24 protein-coding genes are annotated in these 25,652 nt (G+C 39.3%); 10 read left to right on the forward strand and 14 right to left on the reverse strand.

What is annotated here, in order from left to right; translation table 11 throughout:
• Window positions 1-29: 29 nt before the first annotated feature.
• The 3 genes from ABIB30_RS01365 to ABIB30_RS01375 form a co-directional block, all read right to left on the reverse strand.
• Window positions 30-983, reverse strand: coding sequence for a helix-turn-helix transcriptional regulator (locus tag ABIB30_RS01365; RefSeq protein ID WP_354298950.1), 954 nt, complete (start codon window positions 981-983; stop codon window positions 30-32).
• A 29-nt stretch (window positions 984-1,012) separates the two neighbouring features.
• Window positions 1,013-2,152, reverse strand: coding sequence for an epoxide hydrolase family protein (locus tag ABIB30_RS01370; protein WP_354298951.1), 1,140 nt, complete (start codon window positions 2,150-2,152; stop codon window positions 1,013-1,015).
• Between the two features lie 205 nt (window positions 2,153-2,357).
• Complete coding sequence (locus tag ABIB30_RS01375; protein ID WP_354298952.1) at window positions 2,358-2,735, reverse strand: MerR family transcriptional regulator; 378 nt, start codon at window positions 2,733-2,735, stop codon at window positions 2,358-2,360.
• Window positions 2,736-2,847: 112 nt separating this feature from the next.
• Here ABIB30_RS01375 and ABIB30_RS01380 point away from each other — a divergent pair, with 112 nt between their 5' ends.
• Window positions 2,848-3,723, forward strand: a complete 876-nt coding sequence (locus tag ABIB30_RS01380) for an alpha/beta fold hydrolase (RefSeq protein WP_354298953.1) — start codon at window positions 2,848-2,850, stop codon at window positions 3,721-3,723.
• 45 nt (window positions 3,724-3,768) lie between these two features.
• Here the strand turns inward: ABIB30_RS01380 and ABIB30_RS01385 are convergent, their stop codons facing one another.
• Window positions 3,769-4,695, reverse strand: coding sequence for an SDR family oxidoreductase (locus ABIB30_RS01385; protein WP_354298954.1), 927 nt, complete (start codon window positions 4,693-4,695; stop codon window positions 3,769-3,771).
• 142 nt (window positions 4,696-4,837) lie between these two features.
• Here ABIB30_RS01385 and ABIB30_RS01390 point away from each other — a divergent pair, with 142 nt between their 5' ends.
• Window positions 4,838-5,266, forward strand: a complete 429-nt coding sequence (locus tag ABIB30_RS01390) for a DUF1810 domain-containing protein (protein WP_354298955.1) — start codon at window positions 4,838-4,840, stop codon at window positions 5,264-5,266.
• A 25-nt stretch (window positions 5,267-5,291) separates the two neighbouring features.
• Here the strand turns inward: ABIB30_RS01390 and ABIB30_RS01395 are convergent, their stop codons facing one another.
• The gene (locus tag ABIB30_RS01395) at window positions 5,292-5,900 is read right to left on the reverse strand and encodes an alpha-ketoglutarate-dependent dioxygenase AlkB family protein (protein WP_354298956.1); all 609 of its coding nucleotides are present in this window, start codon (window positions 5,898-5,900) and stop codon (window positions 5,292-5,294) included.
• A 248-nt stretch (window positions 5,901-6,148) separates the two neighbouring features.
• Here ABIB30_RS01395 and ABIB30_RS01400 point away from each other — a divergent pair, with 248 nt between their 5' ends.
• Window positions 6,149-8,110: an ATP-binding protein gene (locus tag ABIB30_RS01400; RefSeq protein ID WP_354298957.1), complete on the forward strand. Its 1,962-nt coding sequence runs from the start codon at window positions 6,149-6,151 to the stop codon at window positions 8,108-8,110.
• Here the strand turns inward: ABIB30_RS01400 and ABIB30_RS01405 are convergent.
• The 3 genes from ABIB30_RS01405 to ABIB30_RS01415 all read right to left on the reverse strand — a co-directional run bounded on the left by ABIB30_RS01405 (window position 8,103) and on the right by ABIB30_RS01415 (window position 12,023).
• A complete protein-coding gene (locus ABIB30_RS01405) occupies window positions 8,103-9,983 on the reverse strand; it encodes a PAS domain S-box protein (protein WP_354298958.1) in 1,881 nt (626 codons plus the stop codon). The genes ABIB30_RS01400 and ABIB30_RS01405 overlap by 8 nt on opposite strands.
• A gap of 82 nt (window positions 9,984-10,065) precedes the next feature.
• Window positions 10,066-11,124 (reverse strand): glycoside hydrolase family 130 protein, encoded by a 1,059-nt coding sequence (locus ABIB30_RS01410; protein WP_354298959.1) that lies wholly within the window; start codon window positions 11,122-11,124, stop codon window positions 10,066-10,068.
• A gap of 5 nt (window positions 11,125-11,129) precedes the next feature.
• Window positions 11,130-12,023, reverse strand: coding sequence for a DMT family transporter (locus ABIB30_RS01415; protein WP_354298960.1), 894 nt, complete (start codon window positions 12,021-12,023; stop codon window positions 11,130-11,132).
• Between the two features lie 145 nt (window positions 12,024-12,168).
• Between ABIB30_RS01415 and ABIB30_RS01420 the strand changes: the two genes are divergently transcribed.
• Window positions 12,169-14,373 carry a hypothetical protein gene (locus ABIB30_RS01420; RefSeq protein WP_354298961.1) on the forward strand — a complete coding sequence of 735 codons (2,205 nt, stop codon included), beginning with the start codon at window positions 12,169-12,171 and terminating at the stop codon, window positions 14,371-14,373.
• A gap of 7 nt (window positions 14,374-14,380) precedes the next feature.
• Here the strand turns inward: ABIB30_RS01420 and ABIB30_RS01425 are convergent, their stop codons facing one another.
• A complete protein-coding gene (locus ABIB30_RS01425) occupies window positions 14,381-14,749 on the reverse strand; it encodes a hypothetical protein (RefSeq protein ID WP_354298962.1) in 369 nt (122 codons plus the stop codon).
• Between the two features lie 203 nt (window positions 14,750-14,952).
• Here ABIB30_RS01425 and ABIB30_RS01430 point away from each other — a divergent pair, with 203 nt between their 5' ends.
• Together ABIB30_RS01430 and ABIB30_RS01435 are read left to right on the forward strand one after the other, a co-directional pair.
• Window positions 14,953-15,972, forward strand: coding sequence for a DUF4236 domain-containing protein (locus ABIB30_RS01430; RefSeq protein ID WP_354298963.1), 1,020 nt, complete (start codon window positions 14,953-14,955; stop codon window positions 15,970-15,972).
• Window positions 15,973-16,080: 108 nt separating this feature from the next.
• The gene (locus tag ABIB30_RS01435; RefSeq protein WP_354298964.1) at window positions 16,081-16,716 is read left to right on the forward strand and encodes a Crp/Fnr family transcriptional regulator; all 636 of its coding nucleotides are present in this window, start codon (window positions 16,081-16,083) and stop codon (window positions 16,714-16,716) included.
• Here ABIB30_RS01435 and ABIB30_RS01440 read toward each other — a convergent pair.
• From ABIB30_RS01440 to ABIB30_RS01455, 4 genes are all read right to left on the reverse strand, one after another.
• Window positions 16,684-16,947, reverse strand: a complete 264-nt coding sequence (locus tag ABIB30_RS01440) for a GNAT family N-acetyltransferase (protein ID WP_354298965.1) — start codon at window positions 16,945-16,947, stop codon at window positions 16,684-16,686. The two genes, ABIB30_RS01435 and ABIB30_RS01440, sit on opposite strands and share 33 nt — an antisense overlap.
• Before the next feature lie 138 nt (window positions 16,948-17,085).
• Window positions 17,086-17,448 carry a cupin domain-containing protein gene (locus ABIB30_RS01445; RefSeq protein ID WP_354298966.1) on the reverse strand — a complete coding sequence of 121 codons (363 nt, stop codon included), beginning with the start codon at window positions 17,446-17,448 and terminating at the stop codon, window positions 17,086-17,088.
• On the reverse strand, window positions 17,445-18,947 hold the full coding sequence (gene mqo, locus ABIB30_RS01450) for a malate dehydrogenase (quinone) (RefSeq protein WP_354298967.1): 1,503 nt from the start codon (window positions 18,945-18,947) through the stop codon (window positions 17,445-17,447). The genes ABIB30_RS01445 and mqo overlap by 4 nt, the downstream gene beginning before the upstream one ends.
• A complete protein-coding gene (locus ABIB30_RS01455; protein ID WP_354298968.1) occupies window positions 18,944-20,806 on the reverse strand; it encodes a M1 family metallopeptidase in 1,863 nt (620 codons plus the stop codon). Before ABIB30_RS01455 ends, mqo begins: the two co-directional genes overlap by 4 nt.
• A gap of 187 nt (window positions 20,807-20,993) precedes the next feature.
• Between ABIB30_RS01455 and ABIB30_RS01460 the strand changes: the two genes are divergently transcribed.
• Together ABIB30_RS01460 and ABIB30_RS01465 are read left to right on the forward strand one after the other, a co-directional pair.
• Complete coding sequence (locus tag ABIB30_RS01460; RefSeq protein ID WP_354298969.1) at window positions 20,994-22,037, forward strand: sensor histidine kinase; 1,044 nt, start codon at window positions 20,994-20,996, stop codon at window positions 22,035-22,037.
• Entirely contained in the window at window positions 22,034-22,759 is a 726-nt protein-coding gene (locus ABIB30_RS01465) for a LytR/AlgR family response regulator transcription factor (RefSeq protein WP_354298970.1), read from the forward strand. Before ABIB30_RS01460 ends, ABIB30_RS01465 begins: the two co-directional genes overlap by 4 nt.
• 1 nt (window position 22,760) lies before the next feature.
• Here ABIB30_RS01465 and ABIB30_RS01470 read toward each other — a convergent pair whose 3' ends face one another.
• Entirely contained in the window at window positions 22,761-23,657 is an 897-nt protein-coding gene (locus tag ABIB30_RS01470; RefSeq protein ID WP_354298971.1) for a DMT family transporter, read from the reverse strand.
• Between the two features lie 93 nt (window positions 23,658-23,750).
• On the opposite strand from ABIB30_RS01470, the gene ABIB30_RS01475 reads away from it, so the two are divergent.
• The gene (locus ABIB30_RS01475; protein WP_354298972.1) at window positions 23,751-25,169 is read left to right on the forward strand and encodes an aminotransferase-like domain-containing protein; all 1,419 of its coding nucleotides are present in this window, start codon (window positions 23,751-23,753) and stop codon (window positions 25,167-25,169) included.
• A gap of 59 nt (window positions 25,170-25,228) precedes the next feature.
• Window positions 25,229-25,630 carry a hypothetical protein gene (locus ABIB30_RS01480; RefSeq protein ID WP_354298973.1) on the forward strand — a complete coding sequence of 134 codons (402 nt, stop codon included), beginning with the start codon at window positions 25,229-25,231 and terminating at the stop codon, window positions 25,628-25,630.
• Window positions 25,631-25,652 lie beyond the last annotated feature (22 nt).

Genomic DNA, 25,652 nt, shown 5'->3' on the forward strand with positions numbered 1-25,652 from the left:
AGCTGTGACAGCCTTGTGTCAGCAAGTTTTTAAATAGTTTTCACGGTTTCGGTGATGGAAGCAAATAATGATTTCACGCTTATTTTTAAGGGATCGGAATGAAGAATTGTTGCATAGTCAGCAATGGAAATATACCAGCGTGCAAATCCTTCAACAGACATTGTTAAAAATTCCATTTCTATTCCAGCAGTTGTATTGCGCTCAGCTACGTAACCAAAATAGTACTTTGAATCGCTGATTTGCAAGGCACCTTGTGGGGAAACCAGCAAAGTTACTTCTTCAAGTTTGATAGCTTCATACTGCGCATTTAAAAGACTCTTTAAATCAGGATGCTGTGTTTTAAATTTAACGTCAGTTAAGGAGACCTGCCTGATCCGGTCAAATCTAAAATCCCTGTAATCGTTTTTCTCCCTGCAGAAAGCAAATAAATGCCAGTAACGATTCACATAAAATATGCCTACAGGCTCTATGGTCCGCTTTGTTTCCTCTTGTTTAGCCTGTGTAAAATAATTCATCTTCATGACCAGATGATTTCCAAGACCGGCCAGTACAATTTTCAAAATATCATTTTGTGTCACGCCTTCCTGAGGAAAAGTTTGCTGTACGACCTCTATTTTGCCCTCCATACGGCTCAGGTAATCTTTATCTGCGGGTTCAAGTACAGCCCGGATTTTATCTAATGCAGTAGAAAATAAACTGGCATGTGTGGCTTCGGTAACCTGGGCTACTAATTTTTCTGCAGTAATCAGTGCTGTTGCTTCTTCGCGCGTAAACATGACAGGAGGTAATCTGTAACCTGCTTCCAAAGAGTAACCAATCCCGGATTCTCCTATGATAGGAATTCCTGCTTCTTCCAAAGAGCTGATATCTCTATAGACAGTTCGTAAACTAATGAGGTAGCGGTCCGCAATATCCCTGGCCCTCACAATTCTACGCGACTGTAATTGAATAAGGATAGCAGAAAGACGGTCTATTCGATTCATTGCGCAATTTAGAACATTAATTATACTATTTAAAACAGCTTTTTATCCAATTTTGAGAAGAAACTTATCAGATCATCTGCTAATAATACGGGTTGTTCTGCTGCTGCAAAATGTCCACCTGCTGGCATAGAAGTCCAGTGCTGAATGTTAAAGCTTTTTTCAACATAAGCACGCGGCGGTGTAGGCAATTCTTTTGGGAATTCAGCAAACCCAACTGGTACTTTTATAAAGTCATTCTTGCCAAAAGCCAATGGTTTTTTACTGTTTTCATTATAAATCCGCATAGAGGAATGGATAGTTTGCGTGATCCAGTATAAAGTGACATTTGCAAGCAGTTCATCTTTAGTGAAAACATTTTCAATATTCCCGTTATTATCGCTCCAGCTATTAAATTTTTCAATGATCCATGCGCACAACCCAGCCGGAGAATCATTTAAACCATAGGCCGCAGTCAGAGGTTTTGTGCTATGGATTTGAACATATGCACCTTCTTTAGCCGACCACTCTGCTCCTGTTTTCTGAAAAGCCACAACTTCTTCAGAAAGCTGTTCTCCTTCTCGTAGATAAGCTTTATAAGAGCCGGAGATATAGTTTAGATGTAAGCCAATTACATGCTCAGGATATTTTAAAGACAACCAGGAACTCACACCAGCACCAATGTCACCACCCTGAGCGCCATAATGCTGATAGCCCAGCCCTGTCATGAGTTGATGCCAGAGATCTGCTACAAATTCGCTGTTACAACCCGGATGAACTGCTTTACTTGAAAAACCAAAGCCTGGAATGGAAGGAATAACCAGATCAAAAGAGTTGTCAGGATTTTCTGTCAGCAGAGGTATCAGTTTCATCATCTCCAGAAATGATCCTGGCCATCCGTGGGTAATAATTAATGGAACTGATTGCTTTCCTTTACCTTTAATATGCATAAAATGTACCTGATGCCCATCAATATCAGCTATGAAATTTGGATAAGTATTAATCTCATTTTCAACTTTTCGCCAGTCAAATGTATCCCTCCAATAGGCTATCAATTCTTTCATATAAGAGAGATTAGCCCCATAATTCCAGTCAGATGCTATTATTTCATCCGGCCATCGGGTCAAATTTAGTCTTTGTTTTAAATCATCCAGAACTTGTTGGGAAACGTCTGCCGTGAAAGGTTTTATCATGGTGGGAAGGTAAGAAAAAGACGGAGAATACACCCTAAAAACGGGCGAATTTAGCTTAGTGTAACCTATTGACTATCAGTGTTTTTTTTCGTTATCTTGTTCAGACATTATTCTGACACCTTTCAGAGGTATTTATAGTCTTTAAAGATGTCATGAGCGATGAGGTTTCAAAATGTGTCTATTGCGGAAGCTTTGAAAATCAATCTTAATTATTATCCGGGCCAATTCCGTTTTCAATATTAAACTTACATAGTGCAATTTGCTTTTTTACGGCTTTTAACTCTTTGATTTTATCATCTATTTGTACTAATTTTCTGTCCAGAACTTCAAGTTTTGCTTTTTTGCTGATTTGTTTTTTATACCAGGCATCAACAACTTCTTTGATTTCAGCCAGTGTAAAGCCTACCGCTTTCGCCATCTGTATAAATCTTAATTTTTCAACAACATCATCTCCATAATAAACATAATTATTGGTTGTCACTTCCTGCTTCTTTTCACCGCTAAATAAACCCGATTTTTCATAAAATCTGATGGTACCAATAGGTATTCCTGTTTCTTTAGAGAGCTGATTAATTAATTTCATGTTCTTGAATATAAAAATAAATGCGAACCATGTAGTATACTACATACTTGCAGCTTACAAAAATAGTTTTTACTATTGTATTCACAATTGAAAACATCAATAATTTATTAAAATGCAATATTCAGACGACGAACTTATAAAATCGCTTCCGGGATTTCAAAACCATTATCTGGAGGTAAACGGAATAAATCTGCATTATGTAGAAGGTGGAGAAGGACAGCCGCTGGTATTATTTCCTGGCTGGCCGGAGACTTGGTGGGCTTATCATAAAATAATGCCGGTGCTTGCCGCAAATTATCACGTTATTGTAGTAGACATCCGGGGAATGGGTAGTTCTGAGAAACCAACAGCTGGCTATGATAAAAAGAGTATGGCCAAAGATATCTGTGAACTTGTCAAAAAGCTAGGTTATGAAAAAGTTAATATTGGTGGCCATGATATTGGAGCTCATGTTGCTTTTAGCTTTGCCGTCAATTTTCCTGAGCTAACTTCAAAATTGATTATTTTAGATACACCACATCCAGACCCGCAAATGTACCAGCTTCCTATGGTTCCGATCTTAGGAGCAAGTTATGTTTATCCTTGGTGGCTGGCTTTCAATCAAATCAAAGAATTACCTGAACAATTACTTGCAGGCCGGATGTTTATCGTACTGGACTGGATTTTCAAAACCTTACTGGAGGATCAGACCAGCATCAGTGAGTTTGACAAAGCTGTATATGCGTTTGCTTATGATAGTAATGCCGGTATAAGAGCGTCAAATGCTTGGTATCAAGCTTTTCCACAAGATATAGAAGATAGCAAGTCATATCAGAAACTTGACATGCCTGTACTGGCAATAGGTGCCAGTGGATATGAACTGTTAAAAAATTCCCTGCCTGGGTATGCAACAAATCTAAAGTTAGTTAAGGTCGAAGATAGTGGACATTTTATGCTTGCTGAAAAACCAGAAGAACTCGTCAATGCGATCAGGGATTTTTTGAATTGATTTTAGAAATAGCCGGGCAATCCTGCTTTGGATTGCCCGGAATAGTTAAGGTTGGCCACTCCCTCCTGCTGCGCCGTAAATCTGTCCGGTTGAATAACTGGCATCATTGACTGCCAGCTGTACATAGATAGAAGCTAGCTCTGCAGGCTGGCCAGGTCTGCCCAGAGGGGTCTCTTTACCGAATTGCTTTACTTTCTCTACAGTAGAACCTCCGGTAACCTGCAGTACTGTCCAGATTGGTCCTGGTGCAACACCATTAACACGGATACCTTTAGGGCCAAGCTGTTTTGCCATTGACCTCACGAAACTTGTATTCGCAGCCTTACTTTGCGCATAATCAAAGAGATCTGCAGAAGGATCTGTAGCCTGAACCGAGGTAGTAACAATAATAGAGGATCCGGGTTTAAGATGAGGTAAGGCGGCTTTTGTAATCCAGAACGGCGCGTAAATATTAGTTTTCATCGTCCAGTCAAATTCTTCCGTACTGAGATCCAGAATAGATGCATGGCTTTGTTGCCTGCCCGCATTGTTGACTAGAATATCTAATCCTCCAAGTCCCTTTACAGCGTCTTTAATAAGTTTCGTACAAAAGTTCTCGTCTCTTATATCGCCAGGAATGGCTATCGCTTTACGACCTTCTTTTTTGATCAGTTCAATAACTTCTTTAGCGTCTGATTCTTCTTCAGGCAAATAGTTAATGGCAACATCTGCTCCTTCTCTTGCATAGGCAATAGCAGCGGCTCTTCCTATACCAGAGTCACCACCGGTCAGGAGTGCTTTACGTCCTGTGAGTCTGCCAGAACCAACATAGCTTTGCTCCCCGTGGTCCGGTACAGGAGACATTTTTGATGCTAATCCTGGCCAGGGCTGCGTTTGTTCTTTAAATGGTGGTTTGAAATATTTTTTTGTTGGATCTTCGAGTGGTGATCTGCTGGTTTCATTAGGATTCGTGCTTTTACTTTCTTTTTTCATAGGGATAAGATTTAATGTTTATCTAGGCGTGAACACCGTAATTTAACAAAAGTTTTTAGAAAAAAATGTTTACCTTAATACCTTCAGTAAACCAGGTAAGCGGAGCTAAAGCGTTCAAAAATCAACTATATTATTTACTAACATGAAACCACACGATCTGGAAAGATTTATAACTGCTCAAAAAGGAGTATTCCAAACTGCGCTTGGCGAAATTCAAAATGGAAAGAAAATAACCCACTGGATGTGGTATATTTTCCCGCAAATCCAGGGTCTTGGTTTTACTGAAAATTCCAAATATTATGGAATAAAAGATCTGCAGGAGGCAACTGAATTTTTGCAGCACCGGGTGCTTGGCCCCAGACTGATTTTGACTTGTAATACATTACTTTCACTGGAAACCAATGATGCGCACCAGGTATTTAGTAGCCCCGATGACCTGAAGCTAAAATCTTGTATGACTTTATTTTCGGAAATTCCGGACAGTAATCCTGTGTTTGACAAAGTACTGAAGAAATTTTTCAATGGTTTAAAAGATCACATCACGTTAAAAATCCTTAACCTCCACCGTTAATTTTTATTTTTAATCGCTTAAGTTATTAAATTACCACTCTGAAAGTTAAGTTCACTCTAGGCCGCATTGGTCTTGCCGATTTAGGGACTCTATGTTCCCAGTCTGTTTGTAAATTACCTTTCATAATCATCAGTGCAGCGCTTTCCAGCCGGATTGAGTATTTATGGGAATGATCCTGTTTATTTCTGATATCAAAAGACCTGACCTGTCCGAAACTCACTGAAGCGATGACCGGATGCGTACCTAAAGCTTTTTCATTGTCACTGTGCCAGGCTACAGAATCATTTCCATCCCGGTAATAATTCAGCAGTACACTATTGAAAGTTACTCCTGCAATTTCTTCTGCACGTTTTTTAATGCGCAGGAGTTCTGGTGTCCATAGCAAGGGTTCAGCCCTGCGCAGCGAAGTATAATCATAGGTTTCCTGATCAGCATACCAGGCAGTAAGTCTTGGAGTGACTACTTCTTTATCGTACATCCTCACTACTTTTTGCTTCCAGGGAGTTTCGGCAATAAATTTTTGGAGTAAATTGTAAGATTCCTGCTCCGTAAATATTCCGGGGTGATAGGTTAAAAGTTCTGCAGGAAGCTGTGGACTCTGCCCTGCTTCGGCGAAAAAACTCAATTGTTCCATATACTATGCTATTAACGCCAATTTCCTTGATGAAAGCTTAAGCAAGTACAAATTTATACTAAAATAGTTAGTATTTCAATAGGTTTGGTAATTTGGATTACTAAAAAAATAAAGACAATCTGCTTTATACACATATATATGTGTTATTGTGTCTCATACAAAACTGTTAATTGCCAGATATTATTAATAATTCTTTATCTTTAATAAGTTACATTTTCTACTTTAACAATTCTCTGAATTAAACTATTATGTCCTTAAAAGAAAGGCAACAATCATCCTACGCTTTATATTTAGAGGGTGGTGGTGAAATGGGTGCGCTGACCCGCTCATTTAATTGGTCTGAAACTGCGCTGGGCACTCCCGATCAATGGTCACAAAATTTATTAACTACAATAAGTATTATTCTTCATTCCAAATTCCCGATGTTTCTGTGGTGGGGCCCGGACCTGATTCAATTTTATAATGACGCTTACAGGCCTAGTTTAGGAAACGATGGGAAACACCCAAATGCACTGGGTCAAAAGGGAGAAGATTGCTGGCCGGAGATATGGCTGGTTATCAATCCTTTAATTGATCAGGTGATGGCTGGCGGCGAGGCCACATGGAATGAGGATCAGCTGATCCCGATTTATAGAAATAACGGTATAGAAGATGTGTACTGGACGTTCTGTTACAGCCGGGTAATCGATGTGCATGGAGAAATTGGTGGCGTGCTGGTAACCTGTTACGAAACTACCCATAAGGTAAAAACAACACAACAAATCGAGCAGACTTTAATTGACCTCGCTGAAAGTGAGTCCAGGTCAAATAATTTAATTGTACTGGCTCCTGTAGCTATTGGTGTTCTTAAATCAAAAGCGCTAATCATTGAGACAGCTAACAATAAACTTTTACAATATTGGGGAAAATCAGCAAACGTTATCGGCCAGCCTTTAGCTACTGCTTTACCTGAGCTTGAAGGACAACCCTTTTTAAAAATATTAGACGATGTTTACACTTCTGGCTTGCCATATGCTAAATATGAGGTTCCCGCCATGCTGGAAAATAAAGGAATCTTAAAAAAATACTATTTCGACGTTCTTTATCAGCCTATTTCAGGTCAGTCCGGTGAAACAGACAGCATCCTTGTAGTTGCAACAGATTTAACAGAACAAGTAGAGGCCAGACAGGTTATCGAGGAAAATTTCTTACAATTCCGGCAATTGGCCGATTCTATCATCCAAATGGTTTGGGTAACTGATGCAGGCGGAATGCATGAATACTATAATCAAAGATGGTACGACTTTACGGGGTCAAACTTTGAACATACTAAGGGTACAGGCTGGAATCAGATGTTTCATCCTGATGACAGAGAAAGAGCAAGTGAAAAATGGGCGCATTCATTAAAAACGGGCGAGCATTACGAGATTGAATACCGGTTAAAAAAATATACGGGCGAATATGTTTGGGTGCTTGGCCGGGCAGCTCCTTTTTATAACTCGGAGGGAAAAATAGTGAAGTGGTTTGGGACATGTACTGACATTCATGAACAGAAATTATTACAAGAGCAAAAAGATGATTTTATCAGTATTGCCAGTCATGAGTTAAAAACTCCCGTGACCACTTTAAAGGTTTCTTTACAACTGATGAAGCGGATGATTAACAATCCATCCACAGAAATGATGAGCAATTTGATTGAAAAGGCCAATAAAAGTATGGACAAAGTGGGTAGCTTAATCGAAGATCTATTGAACACAAGTAAATATAATCACGGGCAGATTCACCTGAACAAGACCACATTTAAGCTATCTGAAGTGATTGCTGAATGCTGTGAGCATATCAATTACGAAAGAACACATACGCTTAAAATTACTGGCAATCCTGATTTAGAGGTTTATGCTGATGCAGAGCGAATTGGGCAGATCATTACCAATTTCATTAATAATGCGATAAAGTATGCCCCTGAATCAAAAGAGATAACGATTAATATTGCCAGGGTAAGTAATCATGTTAAACTTTCTGTTGAAGACCATGGGCCTGGAATTGCGCAGGAAAAAATACCCCATATATTTGACCGCTATTATCGCGTTGACAGTACCGGAAGTCAATATTCAGGCTTGGGACTTGGGCTTTATATTTGTTCAGAGATTATCGGGAAACATGGCGGAGAAATAGGTGTAGATAGCGAAATCGGCAAAGGAAGTATATTTTGGTTTAAATTGGCTAGTTAAGGGTTTGTAGATAAAAGTAGAATACTGACCCTGCGTTTTCTTCGCTTTCGACTACAATTTCACTATCATGATAACGCAGAATCTCTGAGACCAGGTATAAACCTATACCGAATCCGGGAACAGTTTTTATGCCATTGTTATTTACCCTGTAAAAACGCTCGAATAACCTTTTTTGATCTTGAGGGCTTATTCCTATGCCCTGATCACTGACATATATTTTCACTTTTCCGGTTTGTTTTTCACAACCCAGGGTAATTAAGCCTCCTTCGGGAGAATATTTAATGGCATTACTGACCAGGTTCATCAGTACCTGCGCAATTTTATCTCTATCGGCAAAGATGGCAACATCTTCACAATCTATTAGTTTTATAGTATGTTGTGAAGTTAAAAATTTAGCATCCTCCGCAATTTCAACAATTAAAGGGTGTAATTCGACTTCCCTTCTTTCTATCTGCAACTTTCCTTCTTCCATTCTTGCCAAACTTAAAAAGTCGTGAATCATGGAAACCATTTTTTTGGTCTGGGCTTCCGCTCTGATCAATGATTTAACACCGAATTCATCTCCTGCTTTTTTCGCGCGCATCAGTAATAGCTGGAGATAACCGGTAAGTGCAGTTAAAGGCGTTTTCAGTTCGTGACTCACCATCGCAACAAAATCGTTTTTCCGCTGCTCTTCTTGTTTCCGCTCTGTGATATCTCTGGCAATTTTTGATAAACCAATAATATGACCATCTCTGTCTTTAACTGGTGATATAGTCAGAGACACATCAATCAGCTTTCCGGTTTTGGTAATTCTCCTGGTTTCAAAATGATCTACTCTTTCGCCTTTACTTAAACGGGAAAGGATTTGAGCCTCTTCTTCCCGAAGGTCTGGCGGTATTAATGTCAATATCGGCTGACCAATTATTTCATCAGCGCTGTAGCCAAAAGTCCGTTCTGCAGAGTCGTTCCAACTGGTAATGATCCCGCTTAAAGTTTTACTGATTACAGCGTCATTACTGGAATCAATAATAGCAGCTAATTTTGCACTTTTCTCTTCTGCATATTTAACGTCTGTAATATCAAGAGTAGTACCGATAAGCAGCAGACTGGCATAACGGTCTGTTTTATAACTCGTTCTCCACTGTACTTTAATCCAGCGTATTTCACGGTCATTAAACCGGTGAATTCTGTAAATAAGGCTATGGGTATTTTCACTATTTAATTCGACGGAGTTCTGCATAGCTTTGATTACGCGGGATTTATCTTCCGGATGAACCAGTTCAATAAATGCATCAAAAGTTATTTGTTCAGCATCGGGATAACCGAAAACATATTTGCACTCTGCTGACCAGAATAAGCTATTACTTTTCGGATCCCATTCCCATGTACCCAGATTGGTAGACTCTATCGCTATTTTTAACTTTGTTTCACTTTGCTCCAGATCGTACAGTATTTCTGCCTTTCTTTCTTGTTCTTTGATCAGCGGTGTAATATCTCTGGTAAAACAACGGGTATGAATAAACTGACCATCTTTCCATAAAACACTTGAATTAATGAGCACATGTTTAATATCACCGTTCTTGCAACGCAATCTTGCCGGATAGTTAAGAAGTGTCTGATTGTTGGTCAGCCGAAAAAGAATATCTGCTATAACTTCCTGGTCTGCATGAAAATTACTGATCGGGAATCCGATATATTCTTCACGTGTATAACCAAGAGAAACAAATTCAGCTTCATTAGCCCATATTATTATCCCTTCGGCATTAACCCAATGAAGTGGTAATGAGGCATTTTCAACGAAGTCATTCAATTCTTCCAAACGAAGTTTTAAATCTTTGTTTTCATTCTCATATTGAGTAATCTTCGCCTGAAGTTCTTTAAAATCTTCCATAGTTAGTCTGTAACAAAACTAACTATTGTTACAGTATTTTCGCAGGAAAGGTAAACAAAATTACTGTCTTTTTAAGATAATTCTACCGTGGTATTGGCTTTAACGATTGCAGAATCTCCTGGATAGAGAAATCAGCACCACATACAAATTCATCAGCAGCCCCATAATAAATAGTCAATTGATCTCCCTTTACGATATGACCGTTGGTAAAGACAACAAAGCCAAAAAAACCACTGAGTTCATAACTTTCTGCAGGTACCATAATAGGCTCCTCACTTCTGGCAATTACGATTGAAGGATCAGCAGAATCCATTAAAAATGCTCCCAGACAATAACGGTGTTCGGCAGTGGCACCGTGATAAATCTCCAGCCACCCCTGCTCTGTTTTAATGGGTGAAGCTCCACCCCCAACTCTTGCACTATCCCACATTCCAGGACGGGTTTTCAAAATACATTTATGATTCCCCCAATGCAGGCCATCCGGAGATTCCGCTACCCAAATATAATTACCGCCAATATCTTTACTGCTAGGTCTGTGTAATGCATAAAACATACCACTGATTTTTTCCTCAAAAATAGCCACATCTTTGTTGTGTGGAGGCAGAATCATTCCTTTCCGCTCGAATTGCTGCCAGTTTCGGGTAGTTTGTAAACCTACTCCAACCCCATTGTCTGAAACCGCGGTATAGGTGAGGTGATATACTCCCTCTAGTAGTGCAACTCTGCAGTCTTCAATACCGTAACGTTCAAGTTTACCTTTTCCAAATAAGCCCGGGTAGTTTACTTCTTCTGAAAAATTAATCCCATCATGGCTGCTAAGCAACCGCAGATGCGAAATTGTGGTCAGGTAGTCTAATCCTTTATAATTAAATATTCTGGCATCTGTTGCAATCAGATCAGGATCATTTAACGGTACTTCCATGATTTCTATTTTACCCTGTTCGTTGAGTACAGGAATAAAGGCCCAACCCTCAATTTGTTTTATACTTTCGGCTACTCTAACCAGCAGCCAGGTTTTCCCCCCGAAAATAAATACACCAGGGTTAAGTAAACAAATGACTTGAAGCCCATCAGCGCTTGGCAGAATATCTTTAGGCATCAAAAGTGGGTTTTCGGGAAAACGTTTGGCAAGATCCTTCATCTTAGTTAATTGTTTTTTCGTGAACTTAATATTAATCCTGAAAGAATGAACACGCCACCAGCTACCTGAGTGACACTGACCTGTTCATGCAAAAATAGTACTGCGATTAATACACCAATCAAAATATCCAGATTAAGAAAATTGCCAACCATCGCAGCTGGGAGTTGTTCCAATGCTTTGTTATACATCAGGTAACAAAAAGCAGAGGAAATTGCGCCCAGATAAATCAAAGCCATCCATCCTTTAAGTCCAATCTGAACGTGCTGACTGAGTTGGCTAAATTCGTATATAGCTAATGGAAGCAATAAAGCCGTGCCTATGCAGCCGCTCCAAAAGGTAATTATAATTGGATTTAAATGGTTAAGCTTACGGGAAATCAAGGTATAAGCTGACCAGCAAAATACAGCAACGATCATTAAAAGATTTCCTATTAAACTGCTCTTCTCTCCTTTGGCATCTGCAGCAATTAAACCAACCAGGATTACCCCAATAAAGGACAGACAGATTCCGGTTATCTGCAATTTTGACAAACGCTCTTTGAGAAAAAAAACGCCGGCTAAAGCAATACAGATTGGAATAAAACCCTGGATTAACGCTCCACTGGAGGCCGATGTATATATTAATGAATAATTAAAGAAAACATAATACCCTGATATACCTGTTATTCCCATGAAGAATAACCACCAATAATCAGCTTTCTTAAATTGTTGAGCAGCTATAGCTTTATGGTCTGATAGATAAACAGGCAATAGACATAGCAATGCAATCATAAAACGTATAAAGGCAAAGCAACCAGGCGGCAATATATCTACTACAGACTTGGTTACTGCATAAGTACTCCCCCATACGGACATGATAAAAATCAACCATAATATGGCAGAGGTTTGTTTATTTTTCATTCAGGGCATTTCAGATTGACGGGTTACAATGACGCATAGTTAACAGGTTGTATTACAAGTTTGTTTAGATAATCTGGAAACATCTATTTAAAACAAAGCAACTGCCGCGCTGTTGAGTGTTCATCGAAATTAAATATTACTTACCATGAATGCATTATCACCCTGGGCATTATCCGCATGCGCTGAATTATCAGAAACTACACCAGCACTTTATACTAAATCTGCAGGTGGTTTTGAATTTAATGTTTATCAAACTAAAGATTCTATCTGGATTGTAGCTGAAATACCGGGTGGTGGAAGAACGGCCTTTCGGGCGGCATATAGTCCTGAAGGATTCCATATTGTCAAAAAAGTAAATGAAAATAGTAAAGGTATCCGGTTTAAACTGGATAGTGATATTGGAAGGCAACAAGTTACGCTTAGTATAGACGGGCAAACAGAGATCCCCGTATTACGTTATACCACAACACTGATCCCGGCAAAGGATCTTTTTATTCCATTCTGGCCAAGGGACATCCTGATAACCAGTAATAAGGGCAATCCTGAAAATACAACAGGAAAAATACATTTAAGTCAGGAAGGTACCCGGACGGGGCTGATCTATCTGACTGAAACCAGACCAGATTCTTCGGCTATTCTTTATTTACAAAACCTTACTGCATTAGCTGATTATTGTGAGCAAACTCAGACTTCTTGTGCAAATGTTATTGGCGGCAGCTGGCCAGAACTTGGGTTTGCAATGCCTGTAACAATGGAGCATGCATTGATAGCGGGAAAAGAGTTAACGATTTCGGACGCATTTGTAGCTTTCGATAAACAGCACGCTACAGAAGAATTCCAAATTACCAGACAATTTCTTGAGTTACTGGCAAGAATTTACCTGCTGCTTCCAAGGCCGGAAACCAATTATCAGCATTGGCCCGATATTCTGGATAAAGGTTTAAAAGACCTGATAGAAAGTCCGGGCTGCTGGAGCCAGGTAGCGGGACATAAATATTTTAACGCTTATGTGAGCGATTATAATACGCCACCAGAAATCATGGTTCAATTAGCGGTTCTGCTTCCACTATTGGATTATGTGGAATGGAGCAAAACCGAGCTTGAAGTGATTAAAAATATTAAAGATGGCTTACCTGAATTTTATGATCCGAAAATAGGTTCGATCATGCGATGGTTACCTGCCGCGGAAGATAAACTCGAAGGGGAAGAAGAACAAAAGCAGCCAGGTGTCATGGATTCCTGGTATTTGCACCATCCTCTGCTCAATTTATCACGACTTGCGTTAAAGGGAGATAAAGTAGCTGAAAAACTCTTTCTGGATTCATTGGATTTTGCAATCAAGGTAGCGCATCATTTCAAATATCAATGGCCTGTTTTTTACAAAATGGATACCCTTGAAGTACTCAAAGCGGAGACAGCCGAAGGTAAAGGCGGAGAAAAAGATGTGGCTGGGATTTATGCACATGTGATGCTTCAGGCTTGGGAGCTTACGCAAGAAAAGCGCTTTTTAAACGAAGCTGAAAAGGCCGCAAAAACCCTGCAAAGATATGGATTTGAAGTGTTTTATCAGGCGAACAATACCGCATTTGCTGCCGGTGCATTAATTCGTCTTTTCAAGATCACTCAAAATGAACTTTATTTAAACCTTAGTTATCTGTGTTTGGCTGGAATTTTCCGCAATACACAAATCTGGGACTGTAATTATGGATATGGTAAGAATTTTCCAAAATTCTTTGCGCTGTTTCCATTAAATGATGCGCCTTATACTGCGGCATACGAAGAGCAGGAAGTATTTTGTGCTTTACATGATTACCTGAAACATGCTGAGGGTGTTGAAATCCTTCCTTCCGTAAAATTATTGATTGCAGAATATATCCGCTACCTGGTTGACCGGGCAGTTTATTATTACCCGGGTATGCTGCCTGAAGAGATGCTGGCAGAAAAGCCGAAAATTGGCGAAGTTGCCCCTAAGCTCTGGATTGCGTTAGAGGATTTGCAGGACGGGTGGCAAAAATCAGGTACAGTTGGTCAGGAGGTTTATGGAGCTGGAAACGCGTTTGGTATCTTGCCAAGACATTATCTTCGGGTACCGAATGAGTCTTTTTTAATTTATGTAGATTACCCAACTTCTGGTTTCAAAGCTATCAAAGGAAAAAACATACATTTCTATACCCTTGGAGATGAACGGCTATATTGCAGAATGATGTTCATTAAAGATGCTGCTTCAAAGTTACCAGATTTCACAGTGACTGTTAAAGGAAAAACAAAACCTTTGAAAGGACGACAAACAAAACAGGGACATCTTGAATACCTTATTTCCGGAAATCAACAGCTCAATATTGTTTGGTAAACTGGAATCAAATATTAGTGATTAACTCTTCCTCAAAAAGTTCAAAAAATAAGTTTTGTAATTTATGGATATGCTGTAATGTCTTAAAATCTCCTGTTTCATCATTAGCGGGTACTTGCTTGTAACAGTCGAAATATTCATCCTCTTTTACATAGTATAAAAAGAAATTAAATTCAGTATGCTGGTAGTAACCTTGCCCATTGTTTTTAAAACCAAAATGGTTAACCAGCCAATCTTCAGTGATAAGAACCGGACGAATTTCTTCCAGGTCAATGTTGGTGTTAATCTGCCTGGCGTTGACAGACTCTACTTTTAGCGGATCATTGCTTGATAAAGTTTTAACGTAATTTCCTATCCTTAGTTCAGTGGCTTGCATGGGGTAAAGCTAAGGTTTTTGATTAAAATACACAGGTATTGTGCAATACATCATACACAGTACCTGGTATTTCAAAACAAAACACACATTTAAACAGCAGCAAAAGTATTTGATAAATAGTTTTGAATTTTATGGTTTCCCGTAAAAAACACACTGGGCTGCGCATATTTTTGAGCAGTAAATCAACCTCTAATTTTAAAATAATGGCCTGGAGTTTTTCAAAAAAGATAAAAATTATCCCTGGTGTACAGCTGAACTTAAACAAAAGTGGCCTATCTACCGCTATAGCTATTAAAGATGCTAGTATGACTTTTGGTCGTATTTTCAGTGCAGAAGTTCATAAGATAACCAACCAGAATTTGCAAGGCGTAAAAGAAGCAATCATCCTGGCTCACCAACAAAGAAAAGAGTTAAAGCATGACATATTAAGTTTTCACACCGCTTTAGGAACTTCGAAATTCAAACGTATTCTCAGCTATCTATTGCTTTACGGACTGATTTTTAAGCACGTTCCTAAGAATTTAACCGCAGACATAGCTGCGCAAGAAGATGCAATTAACCAGACAAAAGCAGCTCTTGAAAATTGCTATGTAAGCCTGGAGGTTGATTTTGACTCAGAAATTAAGGGAAAGTATGATAACCTGGTTAACGCCTTTAAGAAATTGGCGACCAGTCATAAAATCTGGGACATTACAAGTGCACATTTTCAGGATCGGGTAATCGCACGTTCTTCAGCAAGCACCATCGTCAATAAGCAAGAAGTAAAGTTCTCACTCCGTTCAATTCCTGATATGAGATCAAATTATGAAGCGCTTTATTTCCAGAATGCAAATGGAGCAGATTTGTATTGTTATCCGAGTTTTATCATCGTGTATTCCAATGAGACAGATTTCGCTATTATTGGTATTGATGAGATCAATTTACAGCAACGCGCTGTACGGTTTACAGAAACAGAAGCCGTTCCTGCGGACTCAAAAGTAATTGATAAGACATGGGCCAAAGTCAATAAAAATGGTACGCCGGACAAAAGATTTAATGGTAATTATCAAATTCCGATAGTTCGTTATGGTGAAATCAGATTATCAACACCTACCGGATTAAATGAAGAATATGAATTCAGTAATGATGAGTCTGCCGAAGAATTCGGCAATGTATTTAAGGAGTATCAAATCGCAATTAAGCGGTCAAAGACTTATAGTATGAGTGGCAAAGGTGTTTTATAATTATTTTTCGTCTTGTAAAAGAAATGTCTAAATTGGTGATAAAAGTCACCGATAGTTACTGAAGGTATTCATAAATTTAACGAAAAATATTTTTTACCTCAACTACTTATGAATGAAAATACCCGTTTAGAAATACAGGAATGTTTTGCTGGTTTAGGTAAAGAGCTTATTGACGAGATTACTAAAAACGCGGTAATCAAGCAGTTGAATGATGGAGAGTATCTTGTACGGGAAGGGCAATACATTAAATATTTACCCATTATTCTTGATGGTGCCGTTAAGGTTTATAGTGAAGAAAACAAAGTACAGTTTTTACTCTATTACTTAAAGCGTGGTGAAACCTGTCTATTTAGTTTTTCACATCTTTTTAGTCGTAAACAATCAGGTTTTAGTGGCATTGCCGAGCGCTCTTCAAAGGTATTATTAATCCCACTGGAAAAGGCTGAATTCTGGTTGTCTAAATATCCGGTGTTTAATACTATTTTGTTGAAAGGGTATCAAAAACATTGTGATGACCTGCTGAACACTGCCAAACAATTAATCTGTTATAGCCTCGAAGAAAGGGTATTAACCTATTTAAAACATAGAGCAGAAATATCCGGATCAAATAGGTTAAAGATTACACATAAAAATATAGCTGAAGATTTGGCCAGCTCCAGAGAAGTGATAACCCGTTTGTTAAAAAAAATGGAGAAAGCGAATAAAGTTACCTTAGCGGGAAGAACTATATGTTTGAATCCGTAATGATTTGCATCTTTTTAGTAATAATTGTTTAACCACAGGCCATTCATCCTCAATAATACTATATCTCACTGAATTTCTTTTTCTGCCATCGGGCATAATCCGTTCATAACGAATAATACCTTCTTCTTTAGCTCTTAATCTGAGAATTGCTGCACGGAAACTTTCGTTGATCACATCAGTCGTAAACTGGACACGGTTAAATTTCAGCTTTTCAAATGCGTACTTCAGCATCAGATATTTGATCTCTGTATTGACAACTGTTCGTTGCCAGGAGGCGGTAATCCAGGTATGTCCGATTTTAAGACTTCTATTTTTCTGATCTGTTTATTTTCGGTTAGTTCTACACGATGCCTAAAGCTACAAATATAATTAGCCGTTGTCAGGGATAAAATGAGTTGCTGCATCTTGCTCAAATACGGCATAAACACGTTTCCAAGGCTCATCATTGAGTAGTCTCCATTTATGCCCAGTTCCGGTATGGTCAGTAGCTAAAAGGATATCTCCAGGATGAAGGACAAAGGTTTCTCCATTTTTCATGGTAAACTCAAGTATACCAGATAAAGTGATCACATATTGTGGTATTGGATCATTATGCCAGTCAAAGGAAGAATGGGCCGGAGTTTCTTTAAAAAGGACGTGATCGGCTTTGACAAGGGCCCCTTCTGCTATACTACCGGTTTTAAAATGAGAGTCACCGTCGTTGCCGGTATACATTAAATAGGCTTTGATCATGATTTTATATTTTGAAGATGAAGTGTTTCGGCCGTTTTCTTTCTGAGCTCCAGGCATAATGCTGAATTGTTTTTCAATGATTGACCGTAAGAAGGGATCATTTCTTTCAGTTTTGCAGCCCATCCCCCATTTTTCATCTTTTCACTGAAACAACGCTCCAGGACATCGACCATAATCCAGACTGCTGTAGATGCACCAGGTGATGCACCTAGCATAGCAATAATACTTTGATCAGCTGAGCCGACCAGTTCTGTACCAAACTCAAGTATTCCACCATGTACGGGATCTTTTTTGATAATCTGAACGCGCTGCCCTGCAGTTTCCAGCCGCCAGTCTTCTTCATTAGCTTCGGGAAAGAACTCACGTAGTGCAGCGAAACGCTCTTCTTTAGATTCAAGCACCTGCCCTATTAAATATTTGGTGAGTGCCATATTATCTCTGCCCACTGCAAGCAAGGGCAAGATGTTATGCGGATCGATCGAGCTGAATAGATCGAGGTAGGAACCGTGTTTTAAAAACTTGGAAGAAAAGCCTGCATAAGGGCCGAAAAGTAAGGAGGTTTTTCCGTCAACATGTCTTTGATCGAGGTGTGGTACTGACATCGGTGGTGAACCAACGGCTGCTTTTCCATAAACTTTTGCATGATGCCTTTCTGCTATTTCCTGTTTGTCGCAGCGTAACCAAATACCACTGACAGGAAAGCCGGCATAACCTTCAGCCTCTGGAATGTCTGATTTTTGAAGCAGTGCTAATGAACCGCCGCCTGCACCAATAAAGACAAAACCTGAGTTGATAAAATGGTGATGGCCTGTTTCTTCATTTCTGATTTTAGCTTCCCACCCGGTACCTTCTCTTTTAAGATCCTGTACACGGTGATGATAATGTATAGAAACGTTGGATTTTTCTTTAAGCGAGTCCAGGAATATGTTTGTCAGTGCTCCATAGTCCACATCGGTTCCGGTAAGCATTCTTGTTGCACCAACCACTTCTAACGGATCACGGCCTTCCATAACTATAGGCAGCCATTGTGCGATAACGTCCTTGTCGGCTGTATATTCCATCCCGTAATAGAATGGACTCGCAGAAAGCGCATCAAAACGCTTTTTAAGGAATTGAACATTTTCCTCACCGCGCACAAAACTAAAATGTGGTACAGAGTTTATAAAGGACTGAGGATTTTTAATGATATTTTTCCCAGTTAGATAAGACCAGAACTGACGCGACAAATCGAATTCCGTATTCACTTCGAGCGCTTTAGAAATGTCAATACTCCCATCTTCTTTTTCGGGAGTATAATTAAGTTCACACAGCGCGGCGTGGCCTGTACCTGCGTTGTTCCAGGCATTAGAGCTTTCTTGGGCAGGCTGATCCAGAACTTCATAAATTTTAATCTGGAGCGTGGGGTCAAGTTCGTTTAACATAACTGCAAGGGTAGCGCTCATAATTCCTGCTCCGATGAGAATGACGTCTGTGTTTCCTTGATGAATTGTTTCTTTCATGGTGTTAAATTTTTGCTATTATTTTCGGGATGGATATCTACGTCTGATGTGTTGCCCAGAACCAGTTCTTTGATTGGCTTTTTAGCTTTAAAAAAAAGCTTTACAAACTTGTTTCCCTTCTTCCAACAACTGATATTTCTATGAATTGTTTGCTTGCTGCCGTCATGATACTTTAGGATAAGGTGTATCGGAACAGCCAGGCTGCCGGGACTGGAAATAGCGATGGTATAATTAAGCTGCTGATGGGTAATTTTGCTGATCGCAAGGTCTGGGGCATTCTTTTCAAAGAACCAGTTTTTCCAGAACCAGTTCAAATTAATACCACTGCCAGTGTTCATACTGTTAAAAAAGTCGTAAGGTGAAGGATGTTTTCCTTTCCAGTTGTCCATGTAATAGTGCATGGCCTGCAGGAATAATTTATCGCCCAACATTTCCTTCAGATATAACATTGCTAATGCTGGTTTAAGATCTTTTTCAGTATAACGTGCATCCCGTCCATATAATTGTGGGGTAAGTGTCATTACAGGAACTTCCTCAGCTGTACCTGCACTGTTATTGAAACTGCTCAAATCATAGTTTACTGCAGCTGAAGCCGTATCAATTTTGGGATATAGATAAAACTCTGCCATGGTTGCCCACCCTTCGTCCATAAAAGAGTATTTAGTTTCATTCGTTCCTACATAAAAGGGAAAAAGGGTATGAAAAATCTCATGAGCGGTCAACTGAATAGCTTCTTTTTTATCTGGAAATGGGAGATTGTTAACCATCATCGGGTATTCCATGGCATCAAGGCCGTCAAATATAGTTTCATGCGAATATGGAAACGGCACTTTGGGAAAGTAATGACTAATCAGGTCCACAGTTTTCCTTGCATAATCAATTATGGGCAAATAAGCGTTGTGATCCGGATTAAAAACAGCATCTACTCTAGTTCGCCTTTTAGTCACAGAATCAACTAATACACTGGTAGATTTCCATAAATAATGGTTGCTGATAGCGAACGCGAAATCAATGACATGGTCAGCTTCAAATTTCCAGGTGTTTGTTGTAGTATACTTTCCTTTTTTAAGGTCATCATTTGTTATAATATCAACCGCTTCATCATTGTTTTCTGCCTTTTCAATTCTTCGCAGAATTTTGGGTTCATAAACTTCCTGTCCATTTTTCAGCTCTCCTGTCGCCCAGATCTGGTAATCACCAGGTACTGTTATTTCAGCATGAAAGTTTCCGTAATCGTTGTAAAATTCTTCTTTACCAGCATAGGGGTATTTATTCCAGCCATCGATATCATCATAAACTGCAATTCTTGGAAAGAAATAAGCAATAAAAAAAGCACCACTGTCTATCTGTCCTGTGCGAATAAAAGAGGTTTTATTCAGTACATAATTATAGCTGATCCGGATATGTACTTGCTGACCCGGTAAAATAGGTTTTCCCTTTACATTCATATTAGTTTCCCGGATCAGCAATTTTGTACTATCTAATTTATTGTTATCGATGGTGCATGAATTAATGTGAACACCTGTAGTCATATCGGCTGCCGCAATGTATTGATTACGAACTGCATCTGTTTTATATAAATTTGGATAGAGCTTAAACAACAAGCTTTTTAAGGTATCCGGACTGTTATTCTTATAGTTGATATCAACAATTCCGGTGAGCTGTCTTGAGCCGGGATTAAAATCGACTTTGATTTCATAGTTGGCTGTATTTTGCCAATATAAAGGGCCTGGCGGACCTTTAATATTCCTGGTTTGTTGGAGATAAGCTTTTTCGAAACTGCGTGCAACAGGTAATTCTTGTGCGCAACAAAATTGAATTGAAAACCAGGTCAACAGAACTATACTTAAAATCTTCATGCTACAATAAGATGAATTATTTCAGTTTGTCTTATCTTTATTAGACTACCATAGCTTTATGGACCTTGAAAAACAAACTCTGGCAGCGATTTGCAGCTTTAGCGGCGAATTGTGTTGTCTACGGTAAGTTAGCAGTTATTCGTCGTAAAAATTAGCAGAAAAGCAGTAAAATAAGCAACTTTATAGGATGAGCGCCCTGGTTCAAAAGAATTATAAGTCTGTTGGCAGACACCTGCTTTTTTGGTTTTCGTATATCCTGTATACCGTTATAAATGATGGATGGACTGAAACCGACTCCTGGACACTCTGCCTATATCCACAGCTTGCAACGGATATGCTAATCATTATACCAGTTGTATATCTCAACCTTTACGTGCTGATGCCGGCACTTTATAGCAAACGTAAGTACGGGGCGTATATTTGCTGTTTGTTTTTATTACTCTTAGCAGGGGCACTTGCAAAACGTTTCTTTGCATTTTGGGTCTGGCTTCCTCTGGACCACCTGAATAACCCAGCCAACTTGCACCCTACTGCTTTCTGGATTCTGGCAAGAATAATAAAAGGCCTTTCCAGAATATTTCCAGTAGTCGCTGTGACTATGATGTTTAAATTAATGAGCAATACCTACCGCCAGGAAAGAAGGTTAAGGGCTCTTGAAAGAGAAAAGTTTAAAGCTGAAATCGGTTTATTAAAAGGACAAATCAATCCTCATTTCTTTTTTAATACACTGAACAGCCTCTATTTTTTGACAATAGCAGGTTCTTCTAAATCACCGGAGCTGATTATGCATTTGTCTAAATTAATGCGCTACATGCTTTATGAAACCAGCACCAGCCAGGTTTTATTAAAAGATGAGTTAGCACATCTGGAAAATTATATTGCAATTGAACAAATACGTTTTGGCGAACGTATGGAATTGTCTTTTCAGTACTCTGGAGAGATTGATGGCCAGTGGATTGCTCCGCTACTGTTACTCCCTTTCGTAGAAAATGCATTTAAACATGGAATTGAAAGCAATGGTGGTTGGGTAACCATCGACCTTAAGGTTAGTGAAAAACGTTTATATTTAAAGGTGGAAAATAGTTTTGTGGAGATCTCTGATCAGGAACATCAAGGGATAGGGCTGAAAAATGTAAAAAGAAGAATGAAGTTAATATATCCTTCGCGCCATGAGCTGACTATAAAACTGGATAATAACGTTTATCAGGTAGACCTGAAAATAGATTTATGAGGAAGATTAATTGCATTATTGCCGACGACGAACCGATTGCCCGGAATGGGATCAGAAATTATGCGTTTAAATTACCACAACTGAATGTAGTTGCCTTATGCAAAGATGGCATAGAGGTTTACAAAGCAATTAAGGAAACCAATGCAGATCTGATTTTCCTGGATATACAAATGCCGCACCTTTCCGGAATTGAACTACTAAGGACGCTAAAAAAGCCTCCTGCAGTAATTATTACAACTGCCTATAGTGAATATGCGGTAGGAGGTTATGAACTGAATGTGATTGACTATTTGTTAAAGCCTATAGCATTCGAGCGTTTTTTAAAGGCCGTCGATAAGTATGAGAATTGGATGAATCCTGAGCTTCTCCCTCAGTTACAGCATTCTCCACAAGGAAGTTTAAGTTCAGCTGAGCCTTTTATTTATGTGAAATCTGAAAAAAGAATGGTAAAAATCTTGTTGAAAAATATTCTTTATTTAGAAGGGCTGAAAGATTATGTCAAGATAAATACTACAGCGCAGCAAATTATTACCTATCAGACTTTAACTTACTTTGAAGAGAAATTAGCAGATAACCGGTTTACCCGGGTTCACCGCTCATTTATTGTGGCTTTTGATCATATTAGCTCTTTCTCTGGTTCGGAACTTCGGATGGGTACAGCAATTATCCCGATAGGCAGAACTTATTTAAAGGATGTTTTGCGAAAATTAAACTTGAGCTAAGTTATTTCGCAAATTTCTTTGACCCTGCAACACAGAGAATTACACCAACTGTAACAGCTAGCATTCCTAAACTCACCTGTTCATGAAGTAAGGTAGCCGCCAATGTTAAGCCAAAAAATGGTTGTAAGAGTTGTAATTGACCTACAGCCGCTATACCTCCCTGCGCTAATCCACGATACCAGAATATAAAACCAACCAGCATGCTGAAGATCGAGATATAAGCCAGACCTGTCCAGGCTGGTGTACCGATCCCATCAAATGTAGCAGGAAGCTGAAAAAACAATATAGGAACCATTAAGGGTAGCGACAGCAGCAGTGCCCAGCAGATCACCTGCCACCCTCCCAGAGTTTTTGATAACTTCGCTCCTTCTGCATAACCGAGTCCGCATAAGATTATGGAAAGCAACATAAGTAGGTCACCTATGGGTGAGGCTGAAACGCCCTGGGCAATTGCAAAAGCGATAACCAATAAGCTTCCTAAACCCGAAAAGAGCCAGAATAAGGGATGGGGATGTTCACCTCCACGAATTACACCAAATATCGCTGTGGCTAATGGAAGCATACCCAGAAAGACCATCGAATGTGCTGAAGTCATGTATTGTAAGGCGAGTGCTGAAAGTAATGGGAATCCAATTACAACACCTATGGCTACAATAGTTAAGGAGAAAAAATGCTCCTTTTCTGGTCGTTTTTCTTTAAAAATCAACAATATACAAAGGGCAAGGATTCCCGCAATAGTTGCCCGGGCAACGGTTACGAAAATGGGCCCAAAGTCCAGTACTGCCACTTTTGTCGCTGGCATTGAACCACTGAAGATCAATACGCCGATTGCTCCGTTTATCCATCCACTCCTGGTATTTTCGGTTGATTTGTCAAAAATTGATTTACTAGTATTCATGCTGTTGAGGTTATAAGACAAAAGTAGAGAAGGTGGAATTATAAACACAGTCTCAGTTTTGTGTATTTCAATGGACACAGTTATATTTGTGACATGAGTAAAGATTTTCTCTATAGTGACATCGCGAAAAGAATTGCCAGACAAATTACGGGTGGGGTTTTAAAACCCGGAGACAAATTACCTTCTGTAAGAATGTTATGTAAAGAACATACCATCAGCATGAATACTGCAAAGAGAGTATTTCTGGAACTGGAGGCACAATCGTTAATTGACTCAAAACCACAATCAGGCTATTTTGTAAGCCGGGTAGCTTATTTAAAGCTTCCGCTTCCGGAGGTTAGCCAGCCATCAGCCCTTGCTAATGACAATGAACCAGACGAATTGATCAGTCAGGTCTATGCCAATATGGGTAATGATGACCTTACGCTTTTTTCTATCAGTGCGCCCTCTGGTGACCTGCTGCCATTGGCTAAACTAAAAAAGGAAATCATGATGGCTACAAGAGAGCTAAAAGAAGGTGGTACGGGATACGAGCCTTTACAGGGCAATATAAAGTTAAGAAGAATGGTCGCCATCCGCTCCCTGTCCTGGGGAGGGAATCTACATGAAAATGAGTTGATCACTACCAATGGTGCAATGAACGCGGTATCCCTTTGTCTAATGGCTCTTGGAAAACCTGGAGACACAATTGCCATGGAAAGCCCCTGTTATCCAGGCACTTTACAATTAACTATAAGCCTCGGATTCAAAGTATTGGAGCTACCCACACACCCAACTACCGGCTTGGAGATTACTGCATTGAGGGAGGCAATTCCAAAGATCAATCTTTGTTTACTGGTACCAAACTTCAATACTCCTCTGGGCAGTTGTATGCCTGATGAACATAAAAAGGAAATAGTTGCGCTCTTAGCCAGGCATCATATTCCGCTGATTGAGGATGATATTTATGGTGATCTGTATTTTGGTTCACAACGGCCAAAATGTTGCAAATCATTTGATACTGAAGGAAATGTTTTGTGGTGTAGTTCTGTCTCTAAAACCCTGGCACCGGGCTATCGCGTGGGTTGGGTTGCACCAGGTAAATACAAAGAAAAGTTGCTTAAGCTAAAGCTGATCCATTCTATTTCCTCTGCTTCTATTATCCAGGAGTCTGTAGCTAACTTTTTGAAAACGGGTAAGTATGAAAATCATTTGCGGCAGCTTCGCCGGACTTTACAGCTCAATTACCAAAATTATGTTCAGGCTATAGCAGCTTATTTTCCAGCGGGAACAAAGACAAGCAGACCTCAGGGAGGATTGGCTATCTGGGTTGAGTTTAGTAAGGAAATTGATACGAAGAAATTGTATTATCTGGCTATTAAACAACAGATCAGCATTACGCCGGGACGAATATTTACGCTTCAAAATCAGTTTGAGAACTGTATGAGGCTTTGTATTGGTTTGCCCTGGTCTGAGGATATAAAGACAAAGTTGAAACTACTTGGAAATCTGGCGAAGAGTTTGAAAGCTTAGCGATTATATTTTTAGTTCGGAAAGATTTAAACTACTTTCGCCTCCCATTATTTGACGATATGAAACCTGAATCAATATTGTTTGTACTTGCATTAATTTGCTGGGTATACCTCATCGATCCATTTTGCAGCAGACCTTTAAACCGCAATTATTTGCGCTTATACGAGGATAAAAAATTCTTAATTATTTCCTTACTCATTGCAATGACATTTTTAATATCCGGGTATGTTTTTATTACTTCTGACCCTGTAATTCCTTTTGCTGTCCTTCCTGCTGTCTTTATTGTGATTGATTTACTGCTGATTAAAATTTCAATTTCTCATCTTGGCCGTCCTTTCTGTTTTATCCAGCGTGGTGACTTAGTCAAAGGAGAGCCTGCTGACCGTCTCTATTCATTTATGCTCCTAGCAGGTCCATTTTTATTGTCATTTATTTCAGCATACCTGATTTCCGTAAGATAAACAGCATATTATCATTGAATAT

The sequence above is a fragment of the Pedobacter sp. UYP1 genome (assembly GCF_040547305.1).
Lineage (GTDB): Bacteria > Bacteroidota > Bacteroidia > Sphingobacteriales > Sphingobacteriaceae > Pedobacter.